The 17,084-nt window shown below is 59.3% G+C and carries 14 protein-coding genes; 5 read left to right on the plus strand and 9 right to left on the minus strand.

The window, feature by feature from the left end:
• Positions 1-393 precede the first annotated feature (393 nt).
• Together PY649_RS18130 and PY649_RS18135 are read right to left on the minus strand one after the other, a co-directional pair.
• Entirely contained in the window at positions 394-1,767 is a 1,374-nt protein-coding gene (locus PY649_RS18130) for a PleD family two-component system response regulator (RefSeq protein WP_285869994.1), read from the minus strand.
• Positions 1,768-1,783: 16 nt separating this feature from the next.
• Positions 1,784-2,155 carry a response regulator gene (locus tag PY649_RS18135; RefSeq protein ID WP_028754034.1) on the minus strand — a complete coding sequence of 124 codons (372 nt, stop codon included), beginning with the start codon at positions 2,153-2,155 and terminating at the stop codon, positions 1,784-1,786.
• Between the two features lie 131 nt (positions 2,156-2,286).
• On the opposite strand from PY649_RS18135, the gene PY649_RS18140 reads away from it, so the two are divergent.
• Positions 2,287-2,595 carry a DUF3572 domain-containing protein gene (locus PY649_RS18140; RefSeq protein WP_285869995.1) on the plus strand — a complete coding sequence of 103 codons (309 nt, stop codon included), beginning with the start codon at positions 2,287-2,289 and terminating at the stop codon, positions 2,593-2,595.
• Positions 2,596-2,597: 2 nt separating this feature from the next.
• Positions 2,598-3,245, plus strand: a complete 648-nt coding sequence (locus PY649_RS18145) for a hypothetical protein (protein ID WP_285869996.1) — start codon at positions 2,598-2,600, stop codon at positions 3,243-3,245.
• A gap of 17 nt (positions 3,246-3,262) precedes the next feature.
• Here PY649_RS18145 and PY649_RS18150 read toward each other — a convergent pair whose 3' ends face one another.
• On the minus strand, positions 3,263-3,844 hold the full coding sequence (locus tag PY649_RS18150) for a GNAT family N-acetyltransferase (RefSeq protein ID WP_285870063.1): 582 nt from the start codon (positions 3,842-3,844) through the stop codon (positions 3,263-3,265).
• A gap of 79 nt (positions 3,845-3,923) precedes the next feature.
• Here PY649_RS18150 and PY649_RS18155 point away from each other — a divergent pair, with 79 nt between their 5' ends.
• Positions 3,924-5,213, plus strand: coding sequence for a DNA polymerase IV (locus PY649_RS18155; RefSeq protein WP_285869997.1), 1,290 nt, complete (start codon positions 3,924-3,926; stop codon positions 5,211-5,213).
• Here the strand turns inward: PY649_RS18155 and PY649_RS18160 are convergent.
• Positions 5,183-6,946, minus strand: a complete 1,764-nt coding sequence (locus PY649_RS18160; RefSeq protein WP_285869998.1) for a GNAT family N-acetyltransferase — start codon at positions 6,944-6,946, stop codon at positions 5,183-5,185. The genes PY649_RS18155 and PY649_RS18160 overlap by 31 nt on opposite strands.
• A 201-nt stretch (positions 6,947-7,147) precedes the next feature.
• Between PY649_RS18160 and PY649_RS18165 the strand changes: the two genes are divergently transcribed.
• On the plus strand, positions 7,148-8,410 hold the full coding sequence (locus PY649_RS18165) for a L,D-transpeptidase family protein (protein ID WP_285869999.1): 1,263 nt from the start codon (positions 7,148-7,150) through the stop codon (positions 8,408-8,410).
• Between the two features lie 97 nt (positions 8,411-8,507).
• Here the strand turns inward: PY649_RS18165 and dnaE are convergent, their stop codons facing one another.
• Together dnaE and PY649_RS35065 are read right to left on the minus strand one after the other, a co-directional pair.
• A complete protein-coding gene (gene dnaE / locus PY649_RS18170) occupies positions 8,508-12,005 on the minus strand; it encodes a DNA polymerase III subunit alpha (RefSeq protein ID WP_285870064.1) in 3,498 nt (1,165 codons plus the stop codon).
• Between the two features lie 440 nt (positions 12,006-12,445).
• Complete coding sequence (locus tag PY649_RS35065) at positions 12,446-13,006, minus strand: hypothetical protein (protein ID WP_349644432.1); 561 nt, start codon at positions 13,004-13,006, stop codon at positions 12,446-12,448.
• Positions 13,007-13,042: 36 nt separating this feature from the next.
• Between PY649_RS35065 and PY649_RS18180 the strand changes: the two genes are divergently transcribed.
• Positions 13,043-13,510, plus strand: coding sequence for a DUF5680 domain-containing protein (locus PY649_RS18180; RefSeq protein WP_285870000.1), 468 nt, complete (start codon positions 13,043-13,045; stop codon positions 13,508-13,510).
• A 9-nt stretch (positions 13,511-13,519) separates the two neighbouring features.
• On the opposite strand, the gene PY649_RS18185 is transcribed toward PY649_RS18180, so the two are convergent.
• From PY649_RS18185 to proS, 3 genes are read right to left on the minus strand one after another with little or no spacing between them, the layout of a single operon-like run.
• Positions 13,520-14,203 (minus strand): ABC transporter ATP-binding protein, encoded by a 684-nt coding sequence (locus PY649_RS18185; RefSeq protein ID WP_285870001.1) that lies wholly within the window; start codon positions 14,201-14,203, stop codon positions 13,520-13,522.
• A gap of 15 nt (positions 14,204-14,218) precedes the next feature.
• Positions 14,219-15,529: a lipoprotein-releasing ABC transporter permease subunit gene (locus PY649_RS18190; protein ID WP_285870002.1), complete on the minus strand. Its 1,311-nt coding sequence runs from the start codon at positions 15,527-15,529 to the stop codon at positions 14,219-14,221.
• A gap of 23 nt (positions 15,530-15,552) precedes the next feature.
• On the minus strand, positions 15,553-16,875 hold the full coding sequence (proS, locus tag PY649_RS18195) for a proline--tRNA ligase (RefSeq protein ID WP_285870003.1): 1,323 nt from the start codon (positions 16,873-16,875) through the stop codon (positions 15,553-15,555).
• Between the last annotated feature and the right edge of the window lie 209 nt (positions 16,876-17,084).

The following is a 17,084-nucleotide window of genomic DNA, read 5'->3' on the forward strand; positions in this document are numbered from 1 at the left end:
CTCGTTGCCTGAAAAATTGACAATTTAAAAGCGAGTGCATTTTAAAAAGGAAGAGATAACTATCGTTTTCCTAGCAGATTCTCACTACAGATATTTGAGACCATTTGCACACCATAATGAAAATTGTGATATGCACCAGATACCCATAGTTTTTTACTGATTCAACTTCTCATCGGTCAACTTTATTGCGGGATATGCGTAATAGACATCGTATATCTATCAATATAGCGAGTATTTACACGGATTTGCTGGGCAGATTACAAAGCCTATTCTCGCGCGGAAACCGGCGTGCCCGTGGCTGTGGAACAAAGATTAAAATTTGGTAATCCCTGTTCATAACTCAGAAAAGCCCCTGGATATTGAAGGGCTTTGATTCGGGTTGGATTGTTTCGATCAGGCGGCGGCCGCGACAACCCGGTTGCGGCCCGCGTTTTTGGCCTCATACAGAGCGCGATCGGCGTGCTTCATCAGCTGCTCGGGTGTTTCGACCGTCTCCCAACGGGACGCAATGCCGAAGGAAGCGGTGACGTCGAGCGCGACCCCTGACGCCCGCAGCGTGAAGGGCATGGTCTCCACCACGGCGCGCAGGCGCTCGGCAACGGCGGCGGAAACCTCAGGAGACGTATCCGGCATAACCACCACGAATTCCTCGCCACCATAACGGCAGGCCAGATCGGCGCCGCGCACGGTGGAGCGGATACGGGCGGCAAACTCCCTCAGCACTTCGTCGCCTGCATCATGGCCATAGGTGTCGTTCACCTGCTTGAAGCGATCTATATCGGTGATCAGCACCGAGAGCGGCCGTCCACGCGTCAGGGAGCGGTTGAAGAGGATCTTCAGGTGATTGTCGAGATAGCGCCTGTTGTTGAGGCCGGTGAGCGCGTCGGTGACAGCGAGTTCGATAGTGTGCTGCACGCTGGCGCGCAGACGGTCGTTGTATCGCTTGCGGCGGATCTGCGTCAGGCAGCGGGCAACCAGCTCGTTCGGATCGAGGGGGCGGACAATATAGTCGTTGACGCCGAGATCGAGCGCGCGGACGATCATCTCGTCAGCCCCTTGATCGGTTACCAGCAGCACCGGCAGGAAGCGCGTCCGTTCCAGCGAGCGGAGCTGTGAGCAAAGCCTCAGCGGGTCGTAGTCATCGAAATTCGAATTGACGATGACGAGCTCGAACGGCTTTTCCGCAGCTTCGACCAGGGCCGCCTGCGGATCGGACGTCACCGTCACTTCTGCGATCGGCCTCAGGGCGCGGATGATACGCTCCTGCGAATTGGCGCGGCCGTCGACCAGCAATACATGGCCGTCCTCGTCGGCGCGGCCATCGCCGAAGCGCATCAAGTCGTCGATGCCGAAGTTACGGGCCGTCTCGTTACGCATGCGCAACTCGTCGCTCAGCGTCTTTAGGCGCAGCAAGCTTTTGACCCGCGAAATGAGCTGCAGGTCGTTTACCGGCTTGGTCAGAAAATCGTCGGCGCCGGCTTTCAGGCCACGCAAGCGGTCGGCCGGTTGATCGAGCGCCGTGACCATGACCACGGGAATATGTGTGGTGCGAGGATCAGACTTCAGCCGCTCGCAGACCTCAAAACCGTCCATGCCGGGCATCATGATGTCGAGCAGGATGAGATCGACCTGGGTGCTCTCGCAGATGGCAACCGCCTTCAAGCCGTCTTCCGCCGTCAGCACGTCGAAATACTCGGCGAGAAGCCGCGCTTCGAGCAGCTTTACGTTAGCGGGAACATCGTCAACCACCAGGATACGCGCGGTCATCAGTCTTTCCCCGCGCTCAGGCGTCGCCCAAATAGGTCTTGATGGTCTCGATGAATTTCGGGACAGAGATCGGCTTGGAGACATACGCCTCGCAGCCGCCTTGACGGATACGCTCCTCGTCACCCTTCATGGCAAAGGCCGTGACCGCGATCACCGGAATGACGTGCAAATCGTCGTCTTCCTTCAGCCACTTCGTCACCTCCAGCCCGGAGACTTCGGGAAGCTGGATATCCATGAGGATCAGGTCCGGACGATGTTTGCGAGCGAGATCAAGCGCTTCCATGCCGTTTCTGGTCTGGATCGTCGTGTAGCCGGACGCCTCGATCAGATCGCGAAAGAGCTTCATATTGAGCTCGTTGTCTTCTACAATCATCACCTGCTTAGGCATGGAGAGCTGTCCCTGCATCCGGTATTGCATCCATTCTATGAAAATATAACGTCGCGAGAAATCGATTCCAGAAATACTTGAATCCGACGCTAGCGGCATTTGGTTGAAAAATAGGTAACTTACCGCTCAAAATGCAAAACAACTTCAAGAACCCGAAGAATGCGGCCGCCGATCCGCAGGAAACCGCGATCGCCGTACTTGGCTGGCTGGCCAATGAGCCGGATATGTTCGGCCGCTTCCTGGCCTTGACCGGCGTCGAACCGGCGCAAGTGCGCAACGCCATCAACGAACCCGCTTTTCTTGCGGGCATGCTGGATTTTCTGATGAACCATGAGCCGACATTGCTTGCGTTCTGCCAGGCAAGCGGCATCGAGCCGGAAACGGTCGCCGCCGCCTCGGCGCATTTCTCGCCGCCCGGTCTTTCCTCTGGGGAATATTGACGATGGATGCCCCGTTCGAATTGGACACATCGCATGTCCGCCTGGGAGACCGGCCGCTGATCGTCTGCGACGTCGATGATGTGGTGCTGCACTTCTTCGAGCCTTTCCTGGTCTTTTTGGACAGCGAGGGCCATGAATTCCTGCCGCGTTCCTTCCGGCTGACCGGCAACGTCATTTCGAAGGCAAGCGGCGAGGCGTTGGAGGAAAAGGAGGTCCGTCGTCTGATCGACGCCTTTTTCGAAGCGCAGGAGCATTGGCAGGTGCCCTTCGATCGCGTCGTCGACACCCTGGGCGGCTTCTCCAAGGAGGCCGACATCGTCTTCCTCACCGCCATGCCGCCGCAGTTCTGGACCCAGCGCCGCCGCCTTCTCGACCGGCTCGGCCTCGCCTATCCGCTGCTCGCCTCGCTGCAGCCCAAGGGACCGATCGTTCAGGCACTGCACGGCAACCGCACCCTGCCCGCCGCCTTCGTCGATGATATGGCGCACAATCTGCATTCGGTCCGCGACCATGTCGCAAGCTGCCTTCTCATCAACCTGAAGCCGGATTCGATCGTCCATCGCATGGCGCCGGCTGCCGCGGCCGATATTCCCCAGGCGAACGACTGGGCCCAGGCGGCGCCGTTGATCCACGCCCATATCGCCGGCTGAGCGCGCCCGCGCCGGCATCAGAGAACGAGGCGCATCAAGGGTCGCCCGTCCTTTCGTTTCGCGACCTCGGAAAATCCGGCCGCCTCGAATATGCGCAGCGAGCCTACATAGAGCCCGACGGATTTCGACTGTTTCGTCCGCTCGATCGGACAGCCTTCCAGAACGTGCGCGCCGGAGGCCTTGGCGAAATTCACCGCTTCCGACAGCATGCGATGGCTGTATCCCTTGCCGCGATCACGCGAATTCATGAAAAAGCAGCTCACGGCCCAAACCGAGCTGTCTTCGGCATCGGCCGGATCGAGCGGCCGTGATACGGTTTTCGGAGAATTCCACATCGGCAGTTCCGATCGAGGACAGACCTGCGCCCAGGCGACCGGACGCTCGCCGATATAGCCGAGAAGGCCGGGCGGCGGGCCGGCGGCGACGCGAGCCTGCATGAATTCTTTCTTCGCATCGCCATCCATCGTCTTCCGCTCTGGGGTCGGAATACGGAAATGGGTGCACCAGCAGCCATAACAGGCGCCACTTGGCCCGAAAAGCGTTTCGAAATCGCCCCAGCGATCCGCCGTCAAAGGCACTGCTTTCAATTCCACCAGCATCTCCTCCCCGCTGCTTTCCGTCTTGAGACTCACGAAGTTAAAACATAAGGTAGCTATGTTCAATTTTTGTTCTATTTTTATGACCAGCGCGCCCGATAAAGTTTCCGGTTTTTGCCGCGATTGCTTGAGCGAGCAATCGGTCGAGCGCACGCGTTGCCGGGCCTGCGGCAGTCCGCGCCTTGTCTATCATCGCGAACTCTACGGCCTGACGCTGGCGCACATCGATTGCGACGCCTTCTATGCCTCGATCGAGAAGCGCGACAATCCGGAACTGGCCGACAAGCCCGTCATCATTGGCGGCGGCAAGCGTGGCGTCGTGTCCACTGCCTGCTATATCGCCCGCATCCATGGCGTTCGGTCGGCCATGCCGATGTTCAAGGCATTGGAGGCCTGCCCTCAGGCGGTCGTCATCCGTCCAAACATGGAAAAATATGTCCGCGTCGGCCGCGAGGTGCGCGCGCTGATGCAGGAGCTGACGCCGCTGGTGCAGCCGCTTTCGATCGACGAGGCCTTTCTGGAGCTCGCGGGCACACAGCGCCTGCATCATGATCCGCCCGCCCGCATCCTGGCGAAATTCGCCAAGCGCATCGAAAGCGAGATCGGCATCACCATTTCGGTCGGCCTTTCCTACTGCAAATTCCTCGCCAAGGTCGCGTCCGACCTGCAGAAGCCGCGCGGCTTTTCCGTCATCGGGCGGCAGGAGGCCGTGTCGTTTCTAGAACCGCAGCCGGTGACCACCATCTGGGGCGTCGGCAAGGCTTTCGCGGCGACGCTGGAAAGCGATGGCATCCGCACCATCGGCCAGTTGCAGACGATGGAGGAAGGCGACCTGATGCGCCGCTATGGCGTCATCGGCCAGCGACTCTCTCGTCTGTCGCGCGGCATCGACGATCGCACAGTGCATCCGGACGAGGCGGCAAAGAGCGTGTCGTCGGAGACGACCTTCTTTGACGACATTTCCCGCCATGACGATCTGGTGCCGATCCTTCGCGATCTTTCGGAGAAGGTATCGCGCCGCCTGAAGCGCAGCAGCATCGCCGGGCGGACTGTCGTGCTGAAGCTGAAGACGGCGGATTTCAAAAGCCGCACCCGCAACCGCCGTCTGGAAGACCCCACCCAGCTTGCTGACCGCATCTTTCGCACGGGCCTGCGACTGCTGGAGCATGAGACCGACGGCACCAAGTTCCGCCTGATCGGCATCGGGGTCACCGACCTCTGCGATGCTGCGCGCGCCGACCCTCCCGATCTGGTTGACGAACAGGCGACCCGCCGGGCCGCGGCGGAAGCGGCGATGGACAAGCTCAGGGAAAAATTCGGCAACAAGACGGTCGAAACCGGCTACACATTCAGCGGCAAGCGCGAGAGCTGAATCATCGCCGGCAACATGTCCGTCTCTTCATCGAAAAGTGCCGCGCGATTGGCGAGCGCCTGCTCATAGTCCGGCCTGATCGCAATCGCCTTTTCATAACTCGCCAGCGCCTCGTCGGAGCGCCCCAAGCGGCGCAGCGCGTTTCCCTTGTTGTTATAGGCAATCGCATGATTTGGTTCGAGGGCGATCGCTTGATCATAGCGGACGATGGCGCCTTCGAAATCCCTGATCGCGGCGAGAAGGTTGCCGTAGGTGCAGTGGGCTGCGGCGGAGTCGGGGCGAAGCTCCAATGCTCGCCCTATCTCGGCTTCCGCCTCCTTGGCCTCGCCACGCAGCAACAGGAGTATGCTCAACCGATGCGCCGCGTCGAAGTCTCCGGGGTTTTCGGCGATCGCGGCACGACATTGCTTTTCCGCCTCAGCACGATCGATGGCACCTTGACTGTCGGTCACCGTGTCCGTGACAGCATCATCCGATGTGATGGCCTGCCAGAGCATTCGCGACGCCACGATTTCGCGGTAGAGCGCTAGGGCGTCCTTGTGTGTCGGCTCGATCGCGAGAACCTGTCGGCAGCCTATCTCGGCATTGGCCAGATCGCCGGCTGAATACAGGCTTTTGATGCGGGCGACGACGAACGGCAGGCAATGCTGGTCCAGCCGCTCGCCGAGGTTCCGCCCCGTCTTTGTATCGATCCGGAAGCGCTCGATGCGTCGGCTGACCGAGCCGAAAATATACTTGTGCTCATAATCGCCGGGACCGAGGTCATAGATCCGAAAGCCATTCTCTATCGCCCAGCGGATCGTATAGGCATGCACCATCAGGCCCGGCGACATATCTCGGATCGAGACATCACGCGCACTGAGGAAACAGAGTAAGCTCTTTCTGGGGCGATCGATAAGGACGGCGGAGGCCGCTATCGGCGCCTGGTCATGCCAGAGAATTGGCAGAAAAAGACCGCCGCTGCGCAAGCAATCCGGCAGAATGGAGTGCGAGTTGTCGAGAACATAGCGCGTATAGCCCGGATTACGCCGCCCCCATTGCTTCTCCCAAAGGCTCAGCAGCGTCGCCAAATCCGTTTCGATGGTTTCGGCATTGCTGTGGGTCACCCGGAACCCGGCGGAGCCATCCAGCTGGCGCAGGCAATGACGGACGTTCCGCCGCGCCCGCCAATGCAATTTCTCGCGAAGGAACGACCCAAAATCCGCCGGCAGCGTCACATGCACATGGATTTCCGGATCAATCCTCTCGGCCGCATCCGTAATCTGCGCAGGGCGCTTGACCCTGTCGCCGACGAAATCCGCCTGCGGAAAATGATCGAGGAAAGACCCGATCCGCGCGGACGACCGATCGATATCGTCAAGATGCAGGCTGCTCCAATGAAAGGAGCGAACGCAATCGGCGAAGGCTGGGACGACGGCATCGGCGAAGGCGGGATCGCAGAGAATGCCGGTATAGGAGGCGAAATAGGAGCCGCCCAAGACAATGGTGTTGTAGAAGCCCTTGCCCCGGTCCAGTCCGGTGCCGAGCTGGATCGGGAAGAAGGCCACATAGGCGCCATCGGTATCTTCCCTTGCCGCCAATACGATCCAAGGCAGAGAACGCGAGGCAAACCAGCTCGATATCCAGGTCCAGGACAAGAAACACTGCGCTTCCGGGTCGATCTCATAGATCCGATCCCAGTTGTCTTTCAGCACTTGCAGATCTTCCAGCTTTTCGATCACGTCCACATGCATGTCGAACGTCCGCCCGGTTCCCCATCCTGCAATTTAAGATACACATAAAATACATCCTCTAGCAATTGCGTCTATCGGGCAGGCCTTTGCCGGATGAAGCGACCAAAAAAGCAATTTAGGCGGACGGCGTGCCTTCAAGTCTTCCTTAAACTTCGAAGTCTAACCTGCAGCGATACGAGTATTGCGTTTTGGTATGTGTATATGAAGTCGCGTTTTCTTTTCGGACTTGGCCTGTTGTCGGCCACAGCCCTCATTCATCCTGCCTTTGGCGCGGAAGATGCCCGCACATTGCAGATCGTCGTGTCAAAGGACCGGCAATCACTTGCCGTCTATGATGGCGACAAGGCGGTGGCGACATCGAAGGTTTCGACCGGCAAGCGCGGTCACGCGACGCCAAGCGGCATCTTCTCCATTCTGGAGAAGGAGGTCTATCATGAGTCCAATCTCTATTCGGATTCGCCGATGCCCTTCATGCAGCGGCTGACCTGGTCCGGCATCGCGCTGCACGAATCCAATTCGGTGCCGAACTATCCTGCCTCGCACGGCTGCGTGCGCATGCCCAAGGCTTTCGCCAAGATGCTCTACCAGATGACCGAGCGCGGCGTGCATGTCGTCATCGCCGACCAACCACTCGTGCCGCAGCCTTTCGAACATGCCATGCTGTTCCAACCCGAAGCCGTCCCTGCCTCTGTTCTGTTTTCCGATCTTGAACTGCGGCCCACGACCGCCTTCCTGTCGCAGGCACAGCCGGTGCAGGTCGCCACCAACGATGTCGCTGCCCTACCCATGCCACAAGCCACCCAGGCGGCGCCCCTCGATCCGGCACCGCTCGGCATCCTCATCACCCGCCGGGGTCTGCGCGAAAATGTCCGCGACCTGCAGGGGCTGCTGAACGACATGGGTTTTGCGACCGGCACACCGGACGGCATGCTCGGACCGGCGACAGTGCAGGCAATCGAGGACTTCAAGAAGGCGCACAACATCAAGACATCGGGCGGACTTGTGAGCCCGGCGCTGATGAAGGCTGTCTACGACGTCGCCGGCAAGGGCGAACCGCCGAACGGCGAAATCATGGTTCGGCAGAACTTCAAGCCGTTGTTCGAAGCGCCCGCCATTATCGCTGAGCCACAGGAAGCGCTCGGCACGCATTTCTTCACCGCCCACACCATCGATAAGGTGAACGGCAAAGCGGACTGGTTTGGCGTGACGCTGGAAGACGATCTTTCCAAGGATGCGAAAAAGCGGCTCGGCATCACCAGCGAGGCGCACGCGGAATCGCTCGACGCAGCCGACCGCGCGCTCGACCGCGTCACGATACCCAATGACACCAGGCGCAAAATCGAGGATCTGCTCACGGCCGGCTCGTCGCTGACGATTTCCGACACCGGCATCGGCCCGGAAACCGGCGACCAGACCGATTTCATCACCATCACCAATCGCGGCGCCCTTGGTAAAAGGGGTTAGAGCGGTCCAGATTTTCTCGGAATCTCAGAACCGCTCTATCTTTTTGTTTTTCGCAATTCCGGACGGAAAACCGCTGCGCACTTTTCCTGGAATTGCTTTAGACGAGCTCGACGTCGATCACACCGGGCGCGGTGCGCAGTGCGGCCGCGATTTCCGGCGTGATGCGGTACTTCTCCGGCAGCGCGACTTCCACCTCGCGCTTGCCCTCCTCCTTGATGACGATGAAGGAGACGAGACCATCGCCCTTGGCATTGAGGTGGGCGGCCACCGCCTTCAGCGGGCCGGAATCGCGGACGTAGACGCGTAGCGCCTTCTGCATCTGCAGCGACTTTTCCTCCAGCGATTGCGCCGTTTGCAGGCGCAGGCTGATGCCTTCCGGCCGCTCGTCCGCCTGCGCGGTAATGACGAAGGATTTGCCGACTTCCAGCACGTCGCGATATTGATTGAGTACCTCCGAGAACAGCACAGCCTCGAACTGGCCGGAGGCGTCGGAGAAGACGAAGATGCCCATCTTGTTGCCGGTGCGCGTCTTGCGCTCCTGCTTCGAGATGACGGTGCCGGCCAGGCGGCCATTGCTGGCCCCCTGCTTCACCGCCGTCGAGAAATCGGCGAAGGTCTGGACGCGCATCTTGTTGAGCACGTTCTTGTAGGTGTCCAGCGGATGGGCCGTGAGATAGAAGCCAAGCACCTGGAATTCGCGCAACAGCCGCTCCGAGGCTAGCCAGGGGGTAAAGGCCGGAAGCAGGATCTTTTCCGGTCCCGAAGCCGCGCTTCCGAACATGTCGGACTGGCCGCTTCGCTTGTTTTCCTGCGCGACTTGCGCGTAGCCCATGATCCGGTCCAGCCCGCCGATCAGCTGCGCGCGGTCGACGTCGAAACAATCGAAGGCGCCGGCGGCAATCAGGCTTTCCAACACACGGCGGTTGATCTGCTTCGGATCGATACGCAGGCAGAAATCCTCGATGCCGGCAAAAGGCTGGTCGCCGCGCACTTCGGCAATATGGTCGACCGCAGATTCGCCGACACCCTTGATGGCCGCCAGCGCATAGTAAATCCGGTTTTCGCCCGTCTCGAAATGACGGAACGAGGTCTGAATCGACGGCGCGATAACTTCGATGCCGAGACGCTTGGCGTCCTGACGGAAGTCGTTGACCTTTTCGGTGTTCGCCATATCGAGCGTCATAGACGCCGCCAGGAACTCCACGGGATAATGCGCCTTCATATAGGCCGTCTGGTAGGAGACGATGGCGTAGGCAGCGGCGTGCGATTTGTTGAAGCCGTAGTTGGCGAACTTGGCCAGCAGGTCGAAAATGACGTCCGCCTGGCCCTTCGATACGCCATTCTCGACGGCGCCATCAACGAAGCGTTCGCGCTGCTGGTCCATCTCGGCCTTGATCTTCTTGCCCATGGCGCGGCGCAGAAGATCGGCCTCGCCGAGCGAATAGCCCGACAGGACTTGGGCGATCTGCATCACCTGCTCCTGATAGACGATAACGCCCTGTGTCTCTTTCAGGAGATAGTCGATCGTCGGATGGATCGATTCGATCTCCTCTTCGCCATGCTTGCGGGCATTGTAGACCGGGATGTTTTCCATCGGGCCCGGACGGTAGAGGGCCACCAGCGCGATGATGTCCTCGATGCAGTCCGGGCGCATGCCGATCAGGGCCTTGCGCATGCCCGCACTTTCCACCTGGAACACGCCGACCGTCTCGCCACGCGAGAGCATGTCATAGGTCGTCTTATCGTCGAGCGGAATGCTGGCGAGATCAAGCGTGATACCGCGCTTGGCAACGAAATCCACGGCCGTCTTCAGAACAGTCAGCGTCTTCAGGCCGAGGAAGTCGAACTTCACCAGGCCGGCCTGCTCCACCCATTTCATGTTGAATTGCGTGACCGGCATATCGGAGCGCGGGTCTCGATACATCGGCACCAGCTTCGATAGCGGCCGATCGCCGATGACGATGCCGGCGGCGTGTGTCGAGGCATGGCGATAGAGGCCCTCGATCTTTTGGGCGATGTCGAGCAGACGGGCGACGACCGGTTCCTTGTCGGCTTCCTCCTGAAGGCGCGGCTCTTCCTCGATCGCCTTGCTGAGCGGGGTCGGATTGGCGGGATTGTTCGGCACCAGCTTGCAGATCTTATCGACCTGGCCATAGGGCATTTCCAGCACGCGGCCGACGTCGCGCAGGGCGGCGCGCGCCTGCAGCGAACCGAAGGTGATGATCTGCGCCACCTGCTCGCGGCCATATTTCCGCTGCACGTAACGGATCACCTCTTCGCGGCGGTCCTGGCAGAAGTCGATATCGAAGTCAGGCATCGACACGCGTTCCGGATTGAGAAAGCGCTCGAACAACAGCGAGAAGCGCAGCGGATCGACGTCGGTGATCGTCAGCGCATAGGCGACCAGCGAGCCAGCACCCGAACCGCGTCCGGGTCCGACCGGGATATCGTGCTGCTTGGCCCATTTGATGAAGTCCGAGACGATTAGGAAGTAGCCGGGGAACTTCATGCGTTCGATAACGCTGAGCTCGAATTCCAATCGCTCGCGATAATCCTTCTCCACATAGCCCGGCGCCATGCCGAGCGAGGCGAGCCGTCGGTCGAGGCCTTCAACCGCCTGGGCGCGTAACTCCGCCGCCTCGGCTCGTTCGGCCTCCTCTGCATCATCGGTGGCGCCGGTGAAGCGCGGGAGGATCGGCTTGCGTGTCTTCAGGACGAAGGAACAGCGCCGGGCGATCTCGACGGTGTTTTCCAAGGCTTCCGGCAGATTGGCGAACAGCTTCGCCATATCGGCTCGGCTCTTCAAATAATGGTCTGGCGTCAGACGGAAACGGGTATCGTCCGAAACGATGGCATTGTGAGCGACGGCCATCAGCGCGTCATGAGCATCGTAATCGTCGCGGGTCGGGAAGAAGGCCTCGTTGGTCGCGACCAGCGGCACGTCATGTTCGTAGGCGAGTGCGATCACCTTCTGCTCGTGGCGACGATCATAAGTGCCGTGACGTTGCAGTTCGATATAAAGCCGATCGCCGAACAAGCCCTTCAGCGTGAGAAGGCGCGACAGAGCCTGCGGCGCATGGCCCTCCTTCAGAGCCATATCGACCGGGCCAGTGAGCGAACCGGTCAGCGCGATCATGCCGTCCGTGCCGATCTCCTCCAGCCAAGAGGCGCTGATATGCGCGGCGCCGTTGCCTTCTCCGCCAAGATAAGCGCGGCTGACGAGATCGACCAGTCGCTCATAGCCGCGCTCGGTGGCTGCAAGCAACACGATGGACGGCAGCTTGGCCAATGCCTGCTGCGGCCCACGCTTCTCGCTCTCGACACCGTCTTCCATGTCGATCGACACCTGACAGCCGATGATCGGCTGCAGCCCCTCGTCCATCGCCTTCTGGGAGAACTCCAGCGCGACGAAAAGGTTGTTCGTATCGGTGATGGCAATGGCCGGCTGATTGTCGCCGGCCGCCTTGGCGAGGATCTTCTTCAGCGGCAACGCGCCTTCGAGCAGCGAATAGGCAGAATGGACACGAAGATGCACGAATTCCGGCGTGTCTCCGACCGGCGCACTTGTTGCGCCGCTGCTACCCATATCCGCCATCATATGCCCTTCCGCATGCCCAAATGAATCGGCTGCATTGTCGGCATTGCGGACGATAAAGTCCAGAAGTTGACCTCATGAATCACGGGCGCATCGCAATACCCGTGGGGACAAGAGTCACATCGCCATCATGATGAGGGAAAAGCTGGCGACAAACATGACGATGGAGGTGAATGCTGCAACGTCTCGAATGATATCGGTCATTTACGCGCTCCTTACTCGTTATGTTTCTTTTTTGTTCTATTTATGTTCGAGAGTCAATAGGTGCATCGATAAATTTCATCATCGTTGTTTTGGCTGATGTCGATGGACGGAAGGCACAACCCTCAGCTATCAAAACGCGAACGGAGAGATCATGATGAAGTCACTTGCCTGCACACTCATTCTGCTTTCGGTTACATCGGCAGCTCGCGCGGAGGATATGATCGCGCCCGACCGCATCATCGACGCCGCAATCGGCGACTGGAACAAGGACGGCAAGCCGGACCTTGCATTGCTGGCGTTAGCCCCACCGAACGATCAGGCCCGACAATACGATCGGCATCTATATTTATCTCCGTGACCAAGAACATTCGCTGCTCAAGCTGGCAGCCGCCGCGCCCGACAAGATATGGGGGAGCGCCGAGCCCGGCGGCATCGTCGGCCAGGAGCCGTCGATCGGGGCGCTGCCCAATGGTTCGATCGCCGTTACCTCCCAGAACGACGCGATCGGGCGCGATCGCTGGCATCAGACGCTCACACTCGCCTTCCGGAACAACGCCTTCGTCGTTGCCGGCTACACCTACGATTACCGGGATACTCTCAATCCTGACGGCAGCTTCACCTGCGACTACAATGTCCTGACCGGCAAGGCGACGAAGGGTGGCAAGGACCTCAAGACTGAAGCCAAAACCATCAAGATCCAGGACTGGAATGACGATATCGGCCAGAAAGGCTGTGGCGTGAGCCAGTAGCGGCGGCGTTTTGTTCACTATTTGTTCTTTACATATTGCAGCATACATGGCATCCTAACCTCTCATCATGAGATGGAGAGACCCGTGCCGGATCTTGCCGAGCTGAATGATTTTATCGTCACAGCTAAAGCTGAAACCTATGTCGGCGACGGCGTGGCTCTACCATCGTGCCGCAGTGGTTCGCATGACATAGGCTACGCCAGCGGGCGTTGGCGCTATCTTGACAGCTATATCGGCGGCACGGATTTCGCCGGACAGGAGCTTATCTGGCTCGATGGCGAGCCCGTGTGGGCAATGAACTATTTCGGACGGATCGCGGAGCCTGATTTGATCGATGCCAAGGCTGCGGGGATGATCATCAAGGCGGCCCTCATGCGGCTTTACCTCGATGAGAAACGCTTTCTTGGCGGCTTCGAATTCGACCATCCGCTCGGCCGTTATGTCGATCGAAGCACTGGCGGCTGCGACCATTTTATCGGCCGTGAAGTCATCCTGGTGAATGGGTGCAAGGCCTATGAGCTGGATTATCGCGGCGGGCTGATCGTCCCCTAACGAAAACCGTCAGAACTCAACGACCTTGCCGTCATGGATGGTGACACGGCGGTCCATGCGAGCGGCGAGTTCGTGATTGTGCGTAGCAATCAGTGCGGCGAGACCCGACTGCCGCACCAATGCTTCGAGGGCGTCGAAAACATAGTGGGCGGTATCGGGATCGAGGTTGCCGGTCGGCTCGTCGGCCAAAAGCACCAGCGGTGCGTTGGCGACAGCGCGGGCGATGGCGACACGCTGCTGCTCACCGCCGGAAAGCTCAGCCGGGCGATGGTCCGCGCGGTGACCGATGCGCATATAGTCCAGGAGCTGCGCAGCGCGGGCGCTCGCCTCGTTCCATGAAAGGCCAGAAATCAGTTGCGGCATCATGATATTTTCCAGCGCCGAAAACTCGGGCAGCAGATGATGGAACTGATAAACGAAGCCGATCTCGCTGCGGCGGACGGCCGTGCGCTTTTCGTCGGATAAGTCCTCGCAGGCGTGGCCGTTGATCGTCACCTCGCCGCCATCTGGATGCTCGAGCAGACCCGCGACATGGAGAAGCGTCGATTTTCCTGTTCCTGACGGTGCAACGAGGGCGACGATCTCGCCGCTGCTCAAGGCAAAATCTGCGCCCTTCAGGATCGAAAGCCGCGTCTCACCCTGCCCGTAATGACGCTCCACGCCCGTAAGCTGGAGAACGACGTTGCGCTTCATCAAATGTGGAATTCCTTATTCGTACCGTAGCGCCTGCACCGGATCGAGCCGCGAGGCGCGCCAGGCCGGAAAGATCGTGGCGAGGAAGGAGAGCGTCAATGCCATCACGACCACGGAGACGGTCTCGCCGAGATTCATTTGCGCCGGCAACTTACTGAGGAAATAGACCTCGGGATTGAAGATCACGGTGCCAGATATCCAGGAGAAGAACTGGCGGATCGATTCGATATTGAGACAGACGACGACACCGAGCGCGACGCCGGCGACGGTGCCGACGACGCCGATCGCCGCACCCGTCATGAAGAAGATGCGCATGATCGCCCCGGACGTCGCGCCCATGGTGCGCAAAATGGCGATGTCGCTACCCTTGTCCTTTACCAGCATGATCAGGCCGGAAATGATGTTGAGCGCGGCCACGATGACAATCAGAGTGAGGATCATGAACATGGTGTTGCGTTCGACCTGCAGCGCCGAGAAAAAGGTCTCGTTCACCTGTCGCCAGTCGGTCAGAAAGACCTGCCGCCCCGCCGCCGCTTCGATCTTCGGCCTCAGTTCGTCGACGTCATCCGGATTGCTGACGAAGAGCTCGATCTTCTCGACGATTCCCTCTGCATTGAAAAACAGCTGCGACTCCTCCAGCGGCATGAAGACCACGGAGGAATCATATTCCGACATGCCGACTTCGAAGATGCCGGAGATCGGATAGGCTTTGACGCGCGGATTGACGCCAAAGGGCGTCACATCGCCATCAGGCGCCGTGAGCGTGATCTGATCGCCGACCGTAAGACCGAGCTGCCGAGCCAGACGCGAACCGACCATAACGCCCTGCCCGGCTTTAAAGCCGACCAGGTCGCCATCGACGATGTGGTCCGAAACGGTCTTGAGCTTGATAAGGTCCTCGGACCGGATGCCACGCACGAGAGCACCCGTGCCTGAACCACCACGGCCGGAGGCAAGCGTCTCGCCCTCGACCAGCGGCAATGCCATGGTGACGCCGGGGACGGCAGCAAGCCGCTGCGCAAGCGTGGCATAATCATTCAGCGGCGAATCCACCGGCTGGACAACGACATGGCCGTTAAAGCCGAGGATCTGCTTGAAGAGTTCCGCGCGAAAACCGTTCATGACGGCCATGACGATGATCAAAGCCGCGACGCCGAGCATGATGCCGACCAGCGAGAAGCCGGCGATGACCGAAATCGATGCTTCCTTGCGCCGGGCGCGCAGATAGCGCCAGGCGACAAGCCGCTCGAAGCCGGAAAACGGGCGCGCTGACGGGCTGGTTTTGAGGACCTTCTCCTGCTGCTCCATTACCGCGCTCACCGCCATCAGCTTCTCATCCTATCGTTTTATCAGCCTGCCAGCCGATTGAGCGCCGCTTCGATGGTCATCGTCTCGCGGGCACCCGTCTTGCGGTCCTTGACTTCCACTTCGCCACCTGCGATCGAACGCGGCCCGACGATGATCTGCACGGGCACGCCGATCAGATCGGCGGTGGCAAACTTCGTTCCGGCGCGGTCGTCGCGGTCGTCAAGAAGCACATCCTTGCCGGCCTTTGACAGCGCAGCATAGATCGTCTCGCAAGCTGCGTCGCAGGCCTGATCGCCGGCCTTCATGTTGATCACGACGGCATCAAAGGGCGCGACCGAAGCCGGCCAGATGATTCCGTTTTCGTCATGCGATGCCTCGATGATGGCGGGAACAAGGCGCGTCGGGCCAATACCGTAAGATCCCATGTGGACTGCATGCTCCTTGCCGTCGGGACCCTGCACTTTCGCGCCCATCGGCTCGGAATATTTGGTTCCGAAATAGAAGATATGGCCGACTTCGATGCCGCGGGCCGATAGGCGCTCGCCTTCGGGAATGGCATTGAAGGCCGCCTCGTCGTGCATCTCGGAAGTTGCTGCATAAAGCGACGTCCACTTGTCGAAGATACCCTTCAGCCCTGTGACATCATCAAAGTTCGTGTCCTCCGCGGGAATGTCGAAATTGACGAAATCCTTGTGGCAGAAGACTTCCGATTCGCCGGTGTCGGCGAGAATGATGAATTCATGGCTGAGATTGCCGCCGATCGGGCCGGTATCGGCGCGCATCGGGATTGCCCTGAGGCCGAGGCGATTGAAGGTACGCAGATAGGCCGTGAACATCTTATTATAGGAATGCACAGCGCCTTCCATCGTCAGATCGAAGGAATAGGCGTCCTTCATCATGAACTCACGCGAGCGCATGGTGCCAAAGCGCGGGCGGATCTCGTCGCGGAACTTCAACTGTATATGGTAAAGGTTCAACGGCAAATCCTTGTAGGACTTGACGTAGGAGCGGAAGATGTCGGTGACCATCTCCTCATTGGTCGGGCCGTAGAGCATCGGGCGATCCTGACGATCCTGGATGCGCAGCATCTCCTTGCCATAGGCATCATAGCGGCCGCTTTCCTGCCAGAGCTCAGCCGACTGCAGCGTCGGCATCAGCAGCTCGATGGCGCCGGAACGGTTCTGTTCCTCACGAATGATATTGTTGACCTTGTCGAGAACCCGCTTGCCCAGCGGCAGCCAGGAATAGATGCCCTGCGACTGCTGGCGAATCATGCCGGCGCGCAGCATCAGCCGATGAGAAACAATTTCAGCCTCTTTCGGATTTTCCTTCAGAATGGGCATGAAGTAACGAGACAGACGCATGGGCTGATTCCAGATGGTTTGACGTTCCGCGTCCAGCGGAATCGCTCGAAAAATTAACTGCTGGAGGCGTTCATATCTGCTTCGGCGCAGGAAAGAAACCCGCATTTAGCGCGAGCAAACCGGGTGAACACCCGCAAACGTAGGCAACGTCATATATTTTTAGAAATTCGAAAAGATGCACGTTTCTAAGGATTTGTGAGCGAAATCTG

Source organism: Rhizobium mayense, assembly GCF_030272705.1.
In the GTDB taxonomy this organism is placed as follows: domain Bacteria; phylum Pseudomonadota; class Alphaproteobacteria; order Rhizobiales; family Rhizobiaceae; genus Rhizobium; species Rhizobium mayense.

Excerpts from the sequence above, each read along its gene's own strand:
- PY649_RS18130 (WP_285869994.1), bottom strand. The coding sequence starts at position 1,767 with ATGACCGCGCGTATCCTGGTGGTTGACGATGTTCCCGCTAACGTAAAG.
- PY649_RS18135 (WP_028754034.1), bottom strand. The coding sequence starts at position 2,155 with ATGCCTAAGCAGGTGATGATTGTAGAAGACAACGAGCTCAATATGAAG.
- PY649_RS18140 (WP_285869995.1), top strand. The coding sequence starts at position 2,287 with ATGCAAAACAACTTCAAGAACCCGAAGAATGCGGCCGCCGATCCGCAG.
- PY649_RS18145 (WP_285869996.1), top strand. The coding sequence starts at position 2,598 with ATGGATGCCCCGTTCGAATTGGACACATCGCATGTCCGCCTGGGAGAC.
- PY649_RS18150 (WP_285870063.1), bottom strand. The coding sequence starts at position 3,844 with ATGCTGGTGGAATTGAAAGCAGTGCCTTTGACGGCGGATCGCTGGGGC.
- PY649_RS18155 (WP_285869997.1), top strand. The coding sequence starts at position 3,924 with ATGACCAGCGCGCCCGATAAAGTTTCCGGTTTTTGCCGCGATTGCTTG.
- PY649_RS18160 (WP_285869998.1), bottom strand. The coding sequence starts at position 6,946 with ATGCATGTGGACGTGATCGAAAAGCTGGAAGATCTGCAAGTGCTGAAA.
- PY649_RS18165 (WP_285869999.1), top strand. The coding sequence starts at position 7,148 with ATGAAGTCGCGTTTTCTTTTCGGACTTGGCCTGTTGTCGGCCACAGCC.
- dnaE (WP_285870064.1), bottom strand. The coding sequence starts at position 12,005 with ATGGCGGATATGGGTAGCAGCGGCGCAACAAGTGCGCCGGTCGGAGAC.
- PY649_RS35065 (WP_349644432.1), bottom strand. The coding sequence starts at position 13,006 with ATGTATGCTGCAATATGTAAAGAACAAATAGTGAACAAAACGCCGCCG.
- PY649_RS18185 (WP_285870001.1), bottom strand. The coding sequence starts at position 14,203 with ATGAAGCGCAACGTCGTTCTCCAGCTTACGGGCGTGGAGCGTCATTAC.
- PY649_RS18190 (WP_285870002.1), bottom strand. The coding sequence starts at position 15,529 with ATGGCGGTGAGCGCGGTAATGGAGCAGCAGGAGAAGGTCCTCAAAACC.
- proS (WP_285870003.1), bottom strand. The coding sequence starts at position 16,875 with ATGCGTCTGTCTCGTTACTTCATGCCCATTCTGAAGGAAAATCCGAAA.